Raw genomic sequence first — 15,895 nt, forward strand, 5'->3', positions numbered from 1 at the left:
AGAGGTCGGCCGGAGAAAAAGCAAGACCGCGTGGCGCTTCAACGAGGAACCACCGCTTCATCGTCTCTTCTCCTTCATCGTCGTCATCGTGATCAGTCCGGTGGTCGCGCGAAGAGCCGACCAGCCGGCGGCGTCTCATAGGGGCGTAGCAATAAAGCGGCCTCGGGCCACGAGGAAGCGAACACCGCATTTCGCAGTTGCAGAACGCCAGCCGTCCCCGCGCAGCGCGTTGCGACATGCAGGCAGAAATTCGGACGCATCCACTGGAATGTGCGGGAAAATTGCGGGAATTTCGCTTGGCACACTTCGCGCTTTGGCTGCTGGCAACAACCGCAACGGCCGGACAGGGGACGCGCTATGCACAGCGCATTGAGCAGGGCTTTCGCAGCGATCATCGTGGTGCTGGTCGCCTTTGCGCTGGGAGAATGGGCAGGGCTCGGCACGACGTGGTCGGTTGTCCTGGGCCTTGTATCCGGCGCCGTCGTGGCCCGGCAGGGAGCCCGGCATCGTTCGCTCGAACAGGCACGCGCTCGCTGGTACGAGAAGTCGCAGCGGTCGTCGACACAGCAGGTTGCGTTCGAGGCGCCGCCAGCTGGCGCTGAGAATTCCGTGATGACCGACCCGGCGTCCAGGCAGAGTCTGGCGGCGACGTTGCGAGCCGACCGGGTCAACTGGATGTGGATCAGCTATGCGCTGATCGCGGGCTGGGCGGTGTACGAAGTCGTTGGGACGTCGGAGATCGCACAGGTCCCGGTTGTCGACGTCGCCGTGGCGAGCCCGGCGCCGACAGGGCAGGGGTCCGCGCAACCGCCGGCACCGGTCACGACGGCGGCGGTCCCGACGGTGGTGGGCGGCGGCGATCCGTCCGTTTCCACGCCGCTGCTGGCCGCTTCCGATACGCCCGCCCGGGAGCTGATGGTGGAGGCCTCCGCACCTGCGCCGATCGCTGCGCCGCGTCATCGGGCGGGATCTTCGCGTGCCTGCTCTTGCAGCGATCCGCGGTGCGGCTGCCGGCGGTCCATCGATCGCGTGCGACCGGATTCGACGCGAGGAGAGATGTAGCCGGCGTCGCTCGCGGCTAGGACGAACCACTGCGGCTTTGAGTGAACCGGAGTGCAAGAGCAAGGCCTAGCTGCCTCCCGACCCCAGAATGGCGGTGCCCGCGAATCCGACGAGTGCGGCGGCCAGCGAAGGGCCGCCGGGTTTGCGCATCAGCAGGCTGACGAGGCAGCAGATCAACCCGGCGTGAACCGCGCCGGCGTGCATCACCAGCCGGACGAAGCCGGCCGGCGGGATTCGGCGCAGAAGAATCTCGATCACGCCCGTCCCCGACGCGAAGAATCCGAGCGCCACGCCCCAGGTCATCGCGCGCGCGGCCAAGCTTGCGAGATCCTCCGAATCTCTTGCGAGCGCCAGCGCGTCGGCCATCGAAGCGAAAGCCAGGACCGCCAGCGGAAAGGCGACCCATCGGCGGTGAGAGGGCCATCGCCGCCACCGCTGCGGACGACGTCCGAAGCGCGTTTCGGCGCAGGGCCGATGGACATCAGCGAACTCAACGCGAGGCCGGCGCCAGCACGTCGCGCAGAGCCTGAAGTTCGGCGTGGTGCAGCGGGGCCAGCCGGTCGAGGATTTGCAGGCCCTTTTTCGTCAACATCACGTGCACGGCTCGTCCATCGGTTTCGGATCGGGTCCGTTCGACGATCCCGAGCGCCTCGCATCGGGTGACCAGCGACACCATCGCGTTATGCCGGGTCTGCAGGCGCTCGGCGAGTTCTCCGACCGTCGCCCAGTCGCGTTCGGGAAATCCGCGGATCTGCAGCATCAACTGATACTGGATCGGCGTGATGCCGTGTTCGCGCGATACCTGCTCGCTGAAGCGCAGAAACTGCCGAAGCTGGTAGCGGAAAGTTGCCAGCTGCTCGAACTGCTTCCGGGTGATGGCGGCGGGCGCCGCGGGCTTTTTCATGCTCATGAACAACTATATCGCGGCGTGATATAAAACGGCATGCGAGATGAATCTGCATGGCCGTTGGCGGCCACCCTGAGAACGCCGGTCTGCGATCTGCTCGGTTGCACGTGGCCGATCGTGCTGGCGGGGATGGGAGGCGTGGCGCGATCCGAACTTGTGGCGGCGGTCACGCGCGCCGGGGGCTTCGGTTTTCTCGGGATGGTCCGCGAACCGGTTGCGCTGATCCGGTCCGAAGTGGAGGCCGTGCGTGCGCAGACCGACCTGCCGTTCGGTGTGAACCTGATTCCGGCTGCGACGCCTGCCGCGCTGCTCGAGGCCCAGATCGCCGTCTGCATCGAGCTGCGGGTGCCGGTGGTGGCCCTGTTCTGGAGCCTGATGCCCGGCCTCGTGGAGCGGTTGCGAGCGGCTGGCATCGTCGTGGTCTGCCAGGTGGGATCGCTCGAGGAGGCACTCGCGGCGCAGATCGCGGGCGCCGACGCCCTGATCGTGCAAGGTGTCGAGGCGGGAGGGCACGTACGCGGGCGAGTGGCCCTGATGGACCTGTTACCGCAGGTGGCCGGCGCCATCGAACGGCTGCCGCTGCTCGCCGCCGGAGGAATCGCCGATGGCCAGGACGTTGCGACGGTGATGGCCCTCGGTGCGCAGGGCGCGGTGATCGGAACCGCGTTCGCGGCCACGCAGGAATCCTTCGCCCATGACTTCCACAAGCAGCGCCTCGTCGAAGGCCGGACGAGCGAAACCCGGCTGACCGACGCGTTCCACATCAATTGGCCGCGGGAGGCGCACGTGCGCGTCCTGTCCAACAGCGTGACGCGCGGCGAGCGCGGAGATCCGGACACGCCGGCGCACCAGGTGATCGGAGACGAGGAGGGCCGGCCGATCTATCTCTTCAGTACCGATTCGCCGTTGCGCTCGATGACGGGCGACTTCGAGGCGATGGCGCTCTACGCCGGCAATGGCGTCGATCGCATTCATCGGGTCGTCTTCGCGGCCGAACGGCTGCGCGAGATCGTGACGCAGGCCGCATCGCAGGTGGCCAGCGGCGCGACGGCGAGGGCACCGCAGGGAATCGCATCGTCACCGCCATGCCAGTTGCATGAACTGGCGCCCGAACACCTCGGACATTGGAGCCGCGATGCCTGCGTCGAGGCCCTCAACACGCTGCTCGAGGCCGAGCGTGCCGGCGCGCGCGTCGCGATGCTGACGGCGGCCCAGCTTCCCGAGGGCGCGACGCGGCAGCTCGTGCTCGACATCCAGCGCGATGAAGCTCGCTGGTGCGCCGTTCTGACGCGCGCGCTGCGCGCATCGAGCGCCGAGCCGTCGCGCGCAACCGGTGCGTTTCTGGGCAAGGCGATGGCGATCGCCGATATCACCGAGCGGCTGGCATTCCTCAATCGTGGACAGGGATGGGTCGTGCGCAAGTTGCAGGAGATGTTGCCGCGAATCGCGGACGATGCCCTGCATGCGGACCTGCGCGCGATGCTGGACTCGCACCTGCGAAACATCGAACGGGTGGGAGCCGGCGCGGATTAAGTTCCGGTTCGGTTGCGGGGGCTATGTCTGGACGGAATTCCTCTTTCAGGAGATGCCGTCATGAACAAGCCACCCGAGTCGCAGCTGCGAAATAAGGATCGCCCGGCGCCGAAGGATCGACGTCTGCCGGTCGATCCGGATCGCGCGCCGGACGAAGGTCCGGACGAAGCGGTCGAAGGTCGTGATCGCCTGAGCGAGAACGAAGGCCGCCGGATGGATCCCGGCATTTCGGATTCGTCGCACTCGTGAGCGGAGCCAAGCGGTTGCGGGCCGCGGCCCCGCGATGAAGTGCTGCGCGCTGTTCCTCTTCTGCGTATCGGCTGCGGCAACGGCGCAGACGCCCACCTTCACACCCGAGCAGGTTCTGGCGACGAGCATCGAGAAGATCGGACCGAAGTCGGCCGGCGCCGCCGCGATGCGGGCGCAGATCCGGCTCGATCGTCTGCGTTTCTCCCCGGGCGAGATCGACGGGCAGTACGGCACGACGATGAAGATCGCGATCGGCGGGTTCCAGAAAAGTCGCTCGCTGCCGATGACGGGCATCGTCGACGAGGCGACCTGGCAGGCCCTCGACCAGGACACCGCGCCCACGCTCGCGCAGTACCGGATCATCGATGCCGATGTCGCCGGCCCGTTCACACCGGTGCCGCAAGACATGATGGAGCAGTCGAGGCTGCCGTCGCTGGGTTACTCCTCGATCGAGGAGGCCCTCGGCGAGCGCTTCCACGTCGCGCCGGCGTTGCTCGTGCAGCTCAACCCCGGAAAGGACCTGAGGAAGGTCGGCGAGGAGATTCTCGTCCCCAACGTCGTGCCGCCGGGAAAGATCGAAGGCGCGAAGTCGGTGGTCGTCGACAAATCGTCATCGACCGTCTCTCTCCAGGACGAACAGGGCAAGGTGCTCGCGCAGTTTCCGGCGTCCACCGGAAGCCGCCACGACCCGCTGCCGATCGGACGCTGGAAGATCAACGGCGTGGGCCGCAATCCGGTTTTCAAATACAACCCGGACCTGTTCTGGGACGCGGACTCGGATCACGCCAAGGCGGTGATCCCGGCCGGCCCGAACAATCCGGTCGGCGTCGTGTGGGTGGATCTGAGCAAGAAGCACTACGGCATCCACGGCACACCGGAACCTTCGAAAATCTCGAAGACGCAATCGCACGGTTGCATCCGGCTGACCAACTGGGATGCGATGACGCTCGCCGAATCCGTTTCACCCGGCATGGCTGCCCGATTGCAGCCGTGACGGCACGGCTCGCCGGCTGGAGGGCGGTCATTGCCGTGATGCTGAGCACCGTCGCGATGGGCAGCGGCGCCGCCGATGCACCTGCCGGAACGTCGATAGGCGAGCAATTTCCAGCGCGGTCGGGAGAGATCTCCGCATCGGTGGCGCAGGCCCTCCGTCCCGCGCTGCCGTTGCGCGTGCCGGTGAAGGACATCGCACCGGCGCAGCTGGTCGACACGTTCACCGATCAACGCGGCAGCGATCGTTCGCACGAAGCCATCGACATCCTCGCACCGCGCGGGACACCGGTCGTTGCGGTCGACGATGGCGTGGTCGTCAAGCTGTTCCTGAGCAAGCCCGGTGGTATCACGGTCTACCAGTTCGACCGCACGCGCAGCGTCGCCTACTACTACGCGCACCTCGAGGCTTACGCGGACGGCCTCGCCGAGGGTCAGCTCCTCAAGCGCGGCGACCCGATCGGGTTCGTCGGCAGCACCGGCAACGCCAATCCGGCAACACCGCATCTGCACTTCGCGGTGTTCGAACTGGGGCCCGAGAAGCAGTGGTGGAAGGGACGGGCGATCCGTCCGCTGTCGCTGTTCCGGTAGACGGCGGCCGTCAAGGAGTAGTGCGGATCTCCCGCTGAAGCGGGACTTCCGGGCGCAGCGCTCGCGCCTGAACCGTGGCTGCAGCGGCGCCGCCTCATCCGGAATCGGGCGTGGCCGACGCTCGTCTCCGCTGGCAACGGATCGCCGGCGCACTGCTGATGGCCATCGCCGTGCGGGGCACGCGCATCGCGCGCTGCGAGCACCCCGGTCACGAGGCGCTACGCGAGGCGCAGGGCGCTGACGTGATATCCCGCCATCGACAAACTGCCACGCGTCCGTCATCGCGGATGCGTAGCGTGGCAACTCCTCTTCTTGCGACGTTTCCGACGGCTCCGCGCCCATGCACGCGCATCTTTCAGTCCGCTGGGCCGCCTTCCGTTACGGCCTGAAGCGGGTCTTGGCCTTCGTCATGGTGCCAATCCAGGGTGGGCCTCTGAAGGGCTGCCTGTGGGGTGCGTTCTGCGGTGTCCGTTATCTGCGCGGCGACTACGACGCGCGTTACATCTCGCGGCTTCGCGCACTCGCCGCTCCCGGCGACACCTTCTACGACGTCGGCGCGCACGTGGGCTACTACGCGGTGGTCATGTCGCGATACCTGGGCCCGACAGGTCGCGTCGTCGCCTTCGAACCATTGCCGGTGAATCTGCGCTTTCTGCGACGCCATCTGCGCCTGAACCGCTGCGGCAATGCCGAACTCGTCGAGGCAGCCGTCGGCGAGCATGCCGGGCGGGCGACGTTCGCAGCCGCCAAGGGCAGCGGACGCGGCGCACTGGGCGCAGGCGGCGGCACCAGCGTACGGGTGACCCGCATCGACGATATCTGGGCGGACGGCAACAGCGCGCCGCCGACGCTGATCAAGATGGATATCGAAGGCGGGGAACTGTCGGCGCTGCGCGGCGCCGGACGAACGTTGCACGAACATCGGCCGGTGGTGATGCTGGCGGTGCACGGCGAAGACCTGCGACGCGATTGCACGATCTGCCTGCAGGCGCAGGGTTACGAGCTGATCTGGTACAAGCCGAACAGCTGCATCGCGGTGGCCTCGGAGCGACTGGAACAGCTTCGCGCGGTACGCCTGGCCTGGGGCGCCGTCGCGGCCTGATCTCTTTGGCGCGAACGGACCGTCGGGGGAACCCGCACAGGCCCCCTGGCGGGATTCCTCGTCCTTCCGGCTGAAGCCGGACCCTGTCGGCTGGCGGACACTGGCGACGATCCGACAGGGACGTTGCATGAACCCATCCTCGAGCAACCCGCCGCCGTACGTACCGCCGCATGGCCTGCTGTCCGGCCGCTCGGTGCTGATCACGGCTGCCGCGGGCGGCGGCATAGGCTTCGCCACCGCTCGGCGCGTCCTCGAAGAAGGTGCGCGCGCCCTGGTGATCGCGGACATCCATCCGCGACGCCTCGACGAGGCCGTCGCCACGCTGCGCAAGGATTTCGCCGACCGGCAGATCGAAGGGCAGCTCGCCAACGTGACGCTTGAACCCGAAGTGCAGGCACTGGTCGAGTTCGCCGAGAGCCGAACCGGCGGGGTCGACGTGCTGGTCAACAACGCCGGCCTGGGCGGCTCGCGACGCGTCGTCGACATGACCGACGACGAGTGGCACAAGGTGCTCGACGTCACGCTCACCGGCACGTTCCGCATGACGCGCGCGATGCTGAAGAAGATGCAGCCGCGCGGGCGCGGCGCCATCGTCAATAACGCCTCGGTGCTGGGCTGGCGGGCGCAGAAGGAGCAGGCTCACTACGCGGCGGCCAAGGCTGGCGTGATGGCGCTGACGCGCTGCTCGGGGCTGGAAGCCGCGGAGTTCGGCGTGCGCATCAACGCGGTGTCGCCGTCGATCGCGTTCCACGAGCATCTGAAGAAGACTGCGCCGGCCGAGCTGCTGCAGCAGTTGGCCAGCCGCGAGGCCTTTGGGCGCGCGGCCGAGGTGTGGGAGATCGCCAACGTGATCGTGTTCCTGGCTTCGGACTACGCCTCCTATCTCGTCGGCGAGACGATCTCCGCCTCCAGCCAGCACCCCTGAGAATTCCGTGACCAAGACCGTGTTCGACTCCACCGATTCCGTGCTCTCGCGCGTCGGCCAGGAACTGGGCGTCAGCCAGTGGCTGACGATCGACCAGGCACGCGTGAACCTGTTTGCCGACGCCACCGACGATCACCAGTGGATCCACGTCGATCCGAAGCGTGCAAAGGACGGGCCGTTCGGGGCGACCATCGCGCATGGATATCTGACCTTGTCGCTGGTGTCGCGCTTCATGCCCGAACTGCTCGAGCTGCGCATGCGCATGGGCGTCAACTACGGCACCGACAAGGTGCGCTTTCCGGCGCCGGTGAAGGTCGGCGATCGCATTCGCGCGCACGCGCTGCTGGTATCCGCAGATGTCACCAGGGATGGCGGCATCCAGGCCAACATCCGGGTCACCGTCGAGATCGAGAACGGCGACAAGCCGGGCTGCGTCGCAGATACCATCGCGCGTTACTACTTCTGAGCCGGATAGCCCCATGAACGAAGCTGTCATCGTCGCCGTCGCCCGTACCCCCATCGGCCGTGCCTTCCGCGGCGCCTTCAACGACACCGAGGCGCCGGTGCTCGGAGGCCACGTGATCCGCGCCGTCGTCGAGCGCAGCGGCGTGGATCCCAAGGAGATCGACGACGTGATCCTGGGCGCCGTCGTCCAACAGGGCACGCAGGCGCACAACCTGGGCCGTCTCTGCGTCTACACCGGCGGCCTGCCGGAGACGGTGGCGGGCATGACCGTGGACCGCCAGTGCTCGTCGGGACTGATGAGCATCGGCATCGCGGCGCGCAACGTGATGTCGGGCGAGCAGGACATCGTCGTCGCGGCTGGCGTCGAGTCGGTGTCGCTGGTGCAGAACAGCCACAAGAACAATTACCGCGCGCAGTCGCAGGCGGTGCTGGAACTCCAGCCCAACGCCTACATGCCGATGATCGAGACCGCGGAGACCGTGGCCGAGCGCTACGGCATTTCGCGCGCGGCGCAGGACGAATACGCCTTGCAGAGCCAGCAGCGCACCGCGGCCGGCCAGAAGGCTGGTGCGTTCGCCGACGAGATCGTGCCGCTGACGACAGTCAAGCAGCTCTTCGACAAGGAAGGCAATCCGACGACGAAGGAATCCGTGACCCTGTCGCGCGACGAAGGCAATCGCCCCGAGACGACGCTGGAGAGCCTGTCGGCGCTCAAGCCGGTATGGAAGAACGGGCAGGTCATCAAGGAAGGCCGCAACGTCACCGCCGGCAACGCGTCGCAGCTCTCCGACGGCGCGGCCGCCGTGCTGGTCATGAGTGCTGCGCAGGCCAAGCACCGTGGACTCAAGCCGCTGGGCATCTATCGCGGCACCGCGGTGGCCGGATGCCGTCCGGACGAGATGGGCATCGGTCCCGTGTTCGCGGTGCCCAAGCTGCTCGCCAAGCACGGCCTGAAGGTGTCGGACATCGGGCTGTGGGAACTCAACGAGGCCTTCGCGGTGCAGGTGGTCTACTGCCGCGACAAGCTCGGCATCCCCAACGATCGTCTCAACGTGAATGGCGGCGCGATCTCGATCGGCCACCCGTTCGGCATGAGCGGCGGGCGGCTGGCGATGCACGCGCTGATCGAGGGCCGTCGGCGCGGTGTGAAGTACGTGGTGACGACGATGTGCATCGGCGGCGGCATGGGCGCGGCGGCACTGTTCGAAGTCGTGGCGTAAAGCCGGGTCGATTGCGCCGACGCGGCAGGGATCGCGCGGCGAACGGAGGAGGCAGCATGACGCAGCGTGGGGCCCTGAGCTCGTGCCGGAAACACCGCGGTTTCATCGCGGGCTGGCCCGCGTACGGCGTCGCGCTGATCGTGGCGGCGTCCGCCGTGTATTCGTTCGCACCGCGCACGTATCCGCCGGCACCGGCCACCGTGGTTCACGCAAACGACCTGCTGGTCACGCAGATCGCGCACCACGGATCGCGCTGGCTCTCCGCTGGCGAGCAGGGCCACATCCTGGTGGCGCAAAGCGAACAGGGACCCTGGCACGACGCCAAGGTCGAGCCGCAACGCGGCTCCAACTTCAACGATGTGCTGTTCGTCAGCGATACCGTGGCGCTGGCCGTCGGTCACGAAAGCTGGATCGTGCGCAGCGAAGACGGCGGCGAGACCTGGAAGGAGGTGATGTTCGACGCGGAGCGATCCGAGCCGCTGCTGGCGCTCGCCGGGCCCTACGACGGCACCTTGTTCGCGATCGGCGGATTCGGCCAGTACCTGACGTCGACGGACGAGGGCAAGACCTGGCAACGCGCCACGCACGAGGCGCTGGGCGATCGCCATCTCAACGACATGACCCGGCTCGGCGACGGCAACCTGCTGATCGCCGGCGAGCGCGGGCTGCTGGCACTGTCCTGCGACAACGGTGCGACCTGGACGGCACTGCCGGAGATCTACGCCGGCTCGTTCTTCGGTGCACTGGCGCTCAAGGACAACGGGCTTCTGGTGTATGGAATGCGGGGCAACGCTTTCGTCACGCACGACCGGCACACCTGGGTGCAGGCCGCGGTGCCCGGCAAGATCTCGCTGTTCGGCGGAACCGTCGACGACGACGGCTCGATCGTGCTGGTGGGCGAGAACGAAACCGTGCTGCGCTCGACCGATGGCGGCAAGACGTTCGCGATCGCACTGGCCGGTGAACGCAATCGCCTGATCGCCGTGCTGCCGGCAGAAGGCGACGGCTGGCTGGTGGCCGGCGAGTCGGGCGTGGGTTTGCGAAAGCCTGGAGGCAAGTCGTGAGCGCCGCTGCGGGACGCATGGAGCGCGTCGTCGACGGCTTTGCCCGGCGACTGGTCGCGTGGCGTCATCCGCTGTCGGTACTGTTCTTCGCGATGACGGTGTTCTTCGGCTGGAGCGCCACGCGCGTGCAGCTCGATCCGGGATTCCTGAAACTGATCCCCATCGAGCATCCGTACATGCGCACGATGATGGATTACATGCGCGATTTCTCCGGCGCGAACACCTTGCTGGTCAACGTGCGCTGGAAGGGCGAGGGCGAGATCTATAACAAGCCCTTCATGGATGCGCTGCAGAAGACCACCGACGAGGTGTTCTTCATTCCCGGCATCAATCGCACGAAGGTCTCGTCGATCTTCACGCCGAGCACGTACTACATCGAGATCACCGAGGACGGCTTCAACGGCGCGCCGGTGGTGCCGCCGCGCTACTCCGGCCAGCCCGAGGAACTCGAGGAGATCCGCAAGAACGTGCGGCTGTCCGGACAGATCGGCCTGCTGGTGGCCAATGACCTGAAGGCCGCGATGATCCGCGCGGATCTGCAGGACTACGATCCGAGCAAGGGGCAGGAAGGCCAGCGTGTCGACTACTGGGAAGTCCAGGCGCGGCTGTCGGAGATTCGCGGCCGCTTCGAGAATCCGAACAAGTATGTCTACAAGATGAAAGCGGACAGCGGGCCGTTCAAGGCCGGCGAAACCGTGCTGGAGGGCTTCGTCGATTACGGTCCGCTGCTGCGCTTCAACAGCTTCAAGGTGCTCAAGACCGCCGAGGGCGCCGACGGTGCCGAGAGCTACACGCTCAGGGGCGACGAGCTCGACGTCGAGATCGTGAAGAATCCGGAATTCAACCCGGACATCGAGGTCAACGTCATCGGGTTCGCGCGTTTGCTGGGCGACGTGATCATGGGGCTGCTCGGCGTGTTCGCGTTCTTCGCGCTCGCCTTCGTGATCACCTTGGCACTGCTGTTCGGCTACACGCGCTCGCTCAAGCTCACGCTGGTGGCAATGGTCGTGGCGCTGCTGCCGGTGCTGTGGCTGGTCGGCATCCTGCCGATGATCGGCTTCGGTGTGGATCCGATGTCGATCCTGGTGCCCTTCCTGATCTTCTCGATCGGCGTGTCGCACGCGGTGCAGATGACCAACGCCTGGCGCCAGGAAGTGGTGGCGGGTGCCAGCGCCAACGATGCGTCGCGCGCGGCGTTCTCGAAGCTGTTCATTCCGGGTGCCGTGGCGCTGCTGACCAATGCGCTGGGCTTCGCGGTGATCATGTTCATCGACATCCCGATCGTGAAGGAGCTGGGCATCACGGCCTGCCTGGGCGTGCTGCTGATGATCGTCACGAACAAGATGATCCTGCCGATCTGCCTGACGCACGTGAAGCTGGAGGACTACTGCCGCCGGCACTCGCTGAAGCCGGAATCGGCGCTGATGGTGGCGATCTGGCGCGGGATTGCGCGCTGCGCCGAACCGCGCATCGCGGTCGGCATCTTCGCTGTGACGCTGGCGCTGCTCGCGGGCTCCGCCGTGATGTCGCGCAACCTGGTGATCGGCGACTCCGGCGACGGCGTGCCGGAACTGCACGCCGACTCCCGCTACAACCGCGACAACCGCCAGATCGCGAAGAGCTACGACATCGGGACCGATGTGCTGACGGTGATCGTCGAAGCCAAGGAGTTCGAAGGCGAGTCCTGCCTGCACTACGACGTCATCAGCACGATCGACAAGTTCGAGCTCTACCTGCGTGGGGTCCATGGTGTGCAGTCGGTGCTCAGCGTGGCCGGCATCGGCCGCCTGATCATCTCGGCGTTCAGCGAAGGCAATCCACGCTGGCGCGCGCTGCCTCGTTCGCAGGCGGGCTTGTCGGCCGGATCCAAGGCCTTCGATCCCAACCTGGGTTTCAACAACGAGGGCTGCAAGGCGATCCAGGTCCTGATCTTCACCAGAGGCCACGACGGGCAGACCGTCGCTCACGTCATCGCCGAGATCAAGCGCTTCATCGCGGACCATCCGGTGCAGGGCGTCAACATGCGCCTGGCCTCCGGCAACGTCGGCGTGATGGCGGCCACCAACGAGGCGGTGGCCGAGGCCGAGGAGACGATGCTGCTGGCGATCTTCGGCGCGCTGGCCGTGCTGTGCCTGCTGACGTTCCGCTCGCTCAAGGCGACGCTGTGCGTGCTGGTGCCGCTGACGATCGTGTCGATCTTCTGCAACGCGCTGATGGCGCTGCTCGGCATCGGCCTGAAGGTGGCGACCTTGCCGGTGATCGCGCTGGGTGTGGGCGTCGGCGTGGACTACGGCATCTATCTATTCGAGCGCATCCAGCACGACATGCGCGACGGCCGCAACTTCCAGGACGCCTTCTACGAGGCGATGCGCACGCGCGGGACGGCGGCGGTGTTCACGGCGATCACGATGTCGGTGGCGGTCGGAACGTGGACGCTGTCGGCGCTGAAGTTCCAGGGCGACATGGGTCTGCTGCTCTCCTTCATGTTCCTGGTGAACATGATCGGCGCCGTGTGCCTGTTGCCGGCACTGGGGGCGTGGTTCTTCAAGGCATCGGCCAAGGCGGCGGCTTGATCCCGTCGTAGCCCGGACGAAGTCCGGGATCCTGCTTCGTCGAGCCGCAAGAACCCCGGACTTCGTCCGGGCTACGGTGACCCTCTCAGCCTGCCTTCTTCTTTTTCTTCTCGGTCATCTTCGCAGGCGGCCGCACGCGCGTGGCGCGCACCGCGTTCGAGCGCGTCTCGGTGATCTCGAACAGGTACCCCCCGATCTCGACCTGGCGTCCGGCCTGCGGGATGTTCTCGAGCTTCTCGAGCAGCAGGCCGTTGACGGTCTTCGGGCCGTCGGTGGGCAGCTTCCATCCCAGCGATCGGTTGAGGCTGCGGAGCGTCACCGAGCCGGACATCCGGTAGCTGCCGTCCGGATCCGCATAGACGTTCTTGATGCGGGTGGCCGGGTCGGAGGTGAACTCGCCCACCACTTCTTCGAGGATGTCTTCCAGCGTCACCAGGCCCTGGATGTCGCCGTACTCGTCGACGACGAAGCCGATGCGGCGCTTCTGGTTCTGGAAGTTCAGCAACTGCTGGTTGAGTGGCGTGCCTTCCGGGATGAAGTAGGGCTCCTTGGCGAGCTCGATCAGCGATTTCGTATCGAGCTTGTTGTCGGCCAGCATCGGCATCAGGCGCCGCACGTGGATGACGCCCACGAGTTCGTCGATCGACCCGCTGAACAGCGGCAGCCGCGTGTGCTGCGTCGAGATGATCTGCTCCCGGATCTGTTCCCAGGACAGCGACACGTCGACGCCCACGATCTCGTTGCGCGGGACCATGATGTCCTCGACGGTGCCCTTCTCGAGATCGAGGATCGACAGCAGCATGCGTTGATGGCGCTGCGGAATCATCGCGCCGGCCTCGGCCACGACGGTGCGCAGCTCCTCGGTCGACAGGCTGTGCTGCGCCGCTTCCTCGGGACTGACGCCGAGCAGGCGGATCATGCGGTTGCCGACGAAGTTGACGATGTCGATCAGCCAGCCGAACAGCTTGAGGATCGGCCAGTAGACGAAGGCGGCCGGAAGAGCCAGGCGCTCCGGGTTGAGGGCGCCCAGTGTCTTGGGCATCGACTCCGAGAAGATGAAGATCAGCAGCGCGGTGCCGATCGTCGCCACCAGAATGGCGGATTCGGGATTGCCGAGCGTGCGCTGCGCGATGGCCAGCAGCAGCATCGGGATCAGCGCCTGCGCGATGTTGTTGAGCAGCAGGATCAGGCCGATCAGGCGATCGGGCCGCTCGAGCAGCTGCTGGGCCATCCGGGCGCTGCGTTGGCCCTTCTGCGCACGCGTCTTGAGCCGGTAGCGGTTGATCGACATCAAGCTCGTTTCCGAGCCTGAGAAGAATCCCGAGGTCAGGATGCAGATCACCAGAACGGTGATCAGGATAGGCAGCGGGATGGTTTCCAAAAAGCGTGGGAATCCGACGGGCGTAGAACCCGGTAGTTACTGAATGAGGACTGAAGATGTCAACCGGGCGGGCATAAGGTTTATCGTCAAACCCAATGTTTCCCAAAGATTTGTTCGAGAATTAGCTTGCTGCCGAAGTAGGCCAGGATCAGCGTTACGTAGCCCGCGAGCGCCCACCGGATGGCGGTCCGGCCGCGCCATCCGTGACGCCAGCGACCCCACAGCAGCGTCCCGAAGATCAACCATGCGGTGATCGACAGGATCGTCTTGTGAGCCAGGTGCTGGGCCATCCAGTCGTGCACGAACCACAGGCCTGACAGCAGCGTCAGGCTGAGCAGGCCAAAGCCCACTGCGATCAGCTGGAACAGCACGCGCTCCATCGTCTGGAGTGCGGGCATGCGGCCGCCGGCGGGTGCCACCCGATGCCGATGCAGCAGGCGATCCTGTACGGCGAGCGCCACCGATTGCACGGCCGCCAGGGTCAGCAGGCCGGCGGAGAGCAGTGACATCAGCACATGGACGCTGACCTGCCATTCGCTGACCTGGACGGTGCTGACCGGCGAGGGGACCAGCGTCGCCCAGATCGCGAAGAGCCCGGCGAGCGGATAGACCGCGACGCCGTTGATGGCGATCGGCTCGCGGAACGAGAAGAGCCAGAGCAGCAGGGCCGACTGCCATGCGAACAGCGAGGCCGCTTCGGTGACACCGATGCGCAGATTCCCTTCGTGGATCAGGCTGAGTGCCAGGGCGCCGAAGTGCAGCAGGATTCCGATCGGAACGAGCCAGGCCGGCCGGCCGTTCCAGTTCCATTGCGCGTAAGCCGCCGCGAAGTACGCGGCAAGGCTCAGGGTGGACAGGCTCAGGGCGATCATGGATGTGCTGGAGAATACCATCCGCGCCGCTGCTGACCCTGAGCCATCGTGTCGCGCACGTGCTGGGCGGCGGGTCACAGTTGCGCGCCAGGAGTGGCCCGGATCGCGTGCTAGCATCGGGTGGGCATCGTGAGAGCACCATGCGGATAAGAGTGCTGGGTTGCAGTGGTGGCGTCGGGCCGGACCTGCGGACCACCAGTCTGCTGCTCGATGGAGAGGTCTTGATCGATGCCGGAACCGGTGTCGGTGATCTGTCCCTGCCCGAGATGCGCCTGATCTCCCGCGTCTTCCTGACGCACGCGCATCTCGATCACGTGTGCGGCCTGGCGTTCATGGCCGACAACCTGTTTGGCGAGGTTTCGCAGCCGATCCAGGTCACGGCAATCCGCCAGACCATCGCCACCATTCGCCATCACCTGTTCAACTGGCAGCTGTGGCCGGACTTTTCGTCGCTGCCGACGACGCAGGATCCGCTGATCGTCTTTCGTGAGTCGCCTGTCGGCGACCTCCATGACCTGGGAGGCGGACGCAGCATCCAGTCGTTCGGTGTCCTGCACACGATCCCGGCCGTCGGTTACGTGCTGAAGTCGCAGACCGGAGTGTTCGCGTTCACCGGGGATACCGGTGCCTGTGAACCGATGTGGGACGTCCTCAACAGCCTGCCGCGGCTGGACAAGCTGATGGTCGATGTCGCGTTTCCGGATGCGCAGGCCGAGCTGGGCGTGATCTCCCGGCACTACACCCCCACGCTGCTGAGCCGCGACCTCGGCCGGCTGCGGCATCGCCCGCAGCTGCTGCTGACGCACGGCAAGCCGGGCTGCGAAGAGGTGCTGCAGGCCGAGTGCGCCCGCGCTTTCGAGGGCTGGGACTACCGGCATCTGAAGCGGGGCGATCTCATCGAGGTCTGAGCAGGAGCCGGTGCGCCGCCGTAGCCGGGGGGCCTCGCGGGCACCCGTCCGAC

At 66.3% G+C, this 15,895-nt stretch carries 16 protein-coding genes; 12 read left to right on the forward strand and 4 right to left on the reverse strand.

Annotation, left to right across the window (positions count from 1 at the left end; genetic code table 11):
* Positions 1-369 precede the first annotated feature (369 nt).
* Positions 370-1,062, forward strand: coding sequence for a hypothetical protein (locus DFR24_RS02435; protein WP_133879755.1), 693 nt, complete (start codon positions 370-372; stop codon positions 1,060-1,062).
* A gap of 66 nt (positions 1,063-1,128) precedes the next feature.
* On the opposite strand, the gene DFR24_RS02440 is transcribed toward DFR24_RS02435, so the two are convergent.
* Positions 1,129-1,380: a hypothetical protein gene (locus DFR24_RS02440; RefSeq protein ID WP_133879756.1), complete on the reverse strand. Its 252-nt coding sequence runs from the start codon at positions 1,378-1,380 to the stop codon at positions 1,129-1,131.
* Between the two features lie 172 nt (positions 1,381-1,552).
* Positions 1,553-1,978: a MarR family winged helix-turn-helix transcriptional regulator gene (locus tag DFR24_RS02445; protein WP_210772561.1), complete on the reverse strand. Its 426-nt coding sequence runs from the start codon at positions 1,976-1,978 to the stop codon at positions 1,553-1,555.
* Between the two features lie 27 nt (positions 1,979-2,005).
* Here DFR24_RS02445 and DFR24_RS02450 point away from each other — a divergent pair, with 27 nt between their 5' ends.
* The 10 genes from DFR24_RS02450 (at position 2,006) to DFR24_RS02495 (ending at position 12,681) form a co-directional block, all read left to right on the forward strand.
* Positions 2,006-3,502, forward strand: a complete 1,497-nt coding sequence (locus DFR24_RS02450; protein WP_133879757.1) for a nitronate monooxygenase — start codon at positions 2,006-2,008, stop codon at positions 3,500-3,502.
* Between the two features lie 60 nt (positions 3,503-3,562).
* On the forward strand, positions 3,563-3,751 hold the full coding sequence (locus tag DFR24_RS02455) for a hypothetical protein (protein WP_133879758.1): 189 nt from the start codon (positions 3,563-3,565) through the stop codon (positions 3,749-3,751).
* Between the two features lie 34 nt (positions 3,752-3,785).
* Entirely contained in the window at positions 3,786-4,745 is a 960-nt protein-coding gene (locus DFR24_RS02460) for a L,D-transpeptidase family protein (RefSeq protein WP_133879759.1), read from the forward strand.
* Positions 4,742-5,332, forward strand: coding sequence for a M23 family metallopeptidase (locus tag DFR24_RS02465; RefSeq protein WP_210772560.1), 591 nt, complete (start codon positions 4,742-4,744; stop codon positions 5,330-5,332). Before DFR24_RS02460 ends, DFR24_RS02465 begins: the two co-directional genes overlap by 4 nt.
* Positions 5,333-5,729: 397 nt before the next feature.
* Positions 5,730-6,434, forward strand: coding sequence for an FkbM family methyltransferase (locus DFR24_RS02470; RefSeq protein ID WP_162850992.1), 705 nt, complete (start codon positions 5,730-5,732; stop codon positions 6,432-6,434).
* 127 nt (positions 6,435-6,561) lie between these two features.
* On the forward strand, positions 6,562-7,359 hold the full coding sequence (locus DFR24_RS02475) for an SDR family oxidoreductase (protein WP_133879761.1): 798 nt from the start codon (positions 6,562-6,564) through the stop codon (positions 7,357-7,359).
* 7 nt (positions 7,360-7,366) lie between these two features.
* Complete coding sequence (locus tag DFR24_RS02480; protein ID WP_133879762.1) at positions 7,367-7,825, forward strand: MaoC family dehydratase; 459 nt, start codon at positions 7,367-7,369, stop codon at positions 7,823-7,825.
* A gap of 13 nt (positions 7,826-7,838) precedes the next feature.
* Positions 7,839-9,044 carry an acetyl-CoA C-acyltransferase gene (locus tag DFR24_RS02485; RefSeq protein ID WP_133879763.1) on the forward strand — a complete coding sequence of 402 codons (1,206 nt, stop codon included), beginning with the start codon at positions 7,839-7,841 and terminating at the stop codon, positions 9,042-9,044.
* 56 nt (positions 9,045-9,100) lie between these two features.
* A complete protein-coding gene (locus DFR24_RS02490; protein ID WP_133879764.1) occupies positions 9,101-10,108 on the forward strand; it encodes a WD40/YVTN/BNR-like repeat-containing protein in 1,008 nt (335 codons plus the stop codon).
* Positions 10,105-12,681: an efflux RND transporter permease subunit gene (locus DFR24_RS02495; RefSeq protein WP_246051490.1), complete on the forward strand. Its 2,577-nt coding sequence runs from the start codon at positions 10,105-10,107 to the stop codon at positions 12,679-12,681. Before DFR24_RS02490 ends, DFR24_RS02495 begins: the two co-directional genes overlap by 4 nt.
* Positions 12,682-12,766: 85 nt before the next feature.
* Here the strand turns inward: DFR24_RS02495 and DFR24_RS02500 are convergent, their stop codons facing one another.
* The gene (locus DFR24_RS02500) at positions 12,767-14,023 is read right to left on the reverse strand and encodes an HlyC/CorC family transporter (protein WP_281280161.1); all 1,257 of its coding nucleotides are present in this window, start codon (positions 14,021-14,023) and stop codon (positions 12,767-12,769) included.
* 125 nt (positions 14,024-14,148) lie between these two features.
* Entirely contained in the window at positions 14,149-14,934 is a 786-nt protein-coding gene (locus DFR24_RS02505) for a cytochrome C assembly family protein (RefSeq protein WP_133879766.1), read from the reverse strand.
* Positions 14,935-15,074: 140 nt separating this feature from the next.
* Here DFR24_RS02505 and DFR24_RS02510 point away from each other — a divergent pair, with 140 nt between their 5' ends.
* Positions 15,075-15,842, forward strand: a complete 768-nt coding sequence (locus DFR24_RS02510) for a 3',5'-cyclic-nucleotide phosphodiesterase (RefSeq protein WP_133879767.1) — start codon at positions 15,075-15,077, stop codon at positions 15,840-15,842.
* Positions 15,843-15,895 lie beyond the last annotated feature (53 nt).

Origin of the sequence: Panacagrimonas perspica (genome assembly GCF_004364935.1) — a bacterium.
GTDB lineage: Bacteria > Pseudomonadota > Gammaproteobacteria > Nevskiales > Nevskiaceae > Panacagrimonas > Panacagrimonas perspica.

What these genes read in the sequence shown, in the direction of transcription:
- DFR24_RS02450 (WP_133879757.1), top strand. Translation starts at nt 2,006, where the DNA reads ATGCGAGATGAATCTGCATGGCCGTTGGCGGCCACCCTGAGAACGCCG.
- DFR24_RS02455 (WP_133879758.1), top strand. Translation starts at nt 3,563, where the DNA reads ATGAACAAGCCACCCGAGTCGCAGCTGCGAAATAAGGATCGCCCGGCG.
- DFR24_RS02460 (WP_133879759.1), top strand. Translation starts at nt 3,786, where the DNA reads ATGAAGTGCTGCGCGCTGTTCCTCTTCTGCGTATCGGCTGCGGCAACG.
- DFR24_RS02475 (WP_133879761.1), top strand. Translation starts at nt 6,562, where the DNA reads ATGAACCCATCCTCGAGCAACCCGCCGCCGTACGTACCGCCGCATGGC.
- DFR24_RS02485 (WP_133879763.1), top strand. Translation starts at nt 7,839, where the DNA reads ATGAACGAAGCTGTCATCGTCGCCGTCGCCCGTACCCCCATCGGCCGT.
- DFR24_RS02490 (WP_133879764.1), top strand. Translation starts at nt 9,101, where the DNA reads ATGACGCAGCGTGGGGCCCTGAGCTCGTGCCGGAAACACCGCGGTTTC.
- DFR24_RS02505 (WP_133879766.1), bottom strand. Translation starts at nt 14,934, where the DNA reads ATGATCGCCCTGAGCCTGTCCACCCTGAGCCTTGCCGCGTACTTCGCG.
- DFR24_RS02510 (WP_133879767.1), top strand. Translation starts at nt 15,075, where the DNA reads ATGCGGATAAGAGTGCTGGGTTGCAGTGGTGGCGTCGGGCCGGACCTG.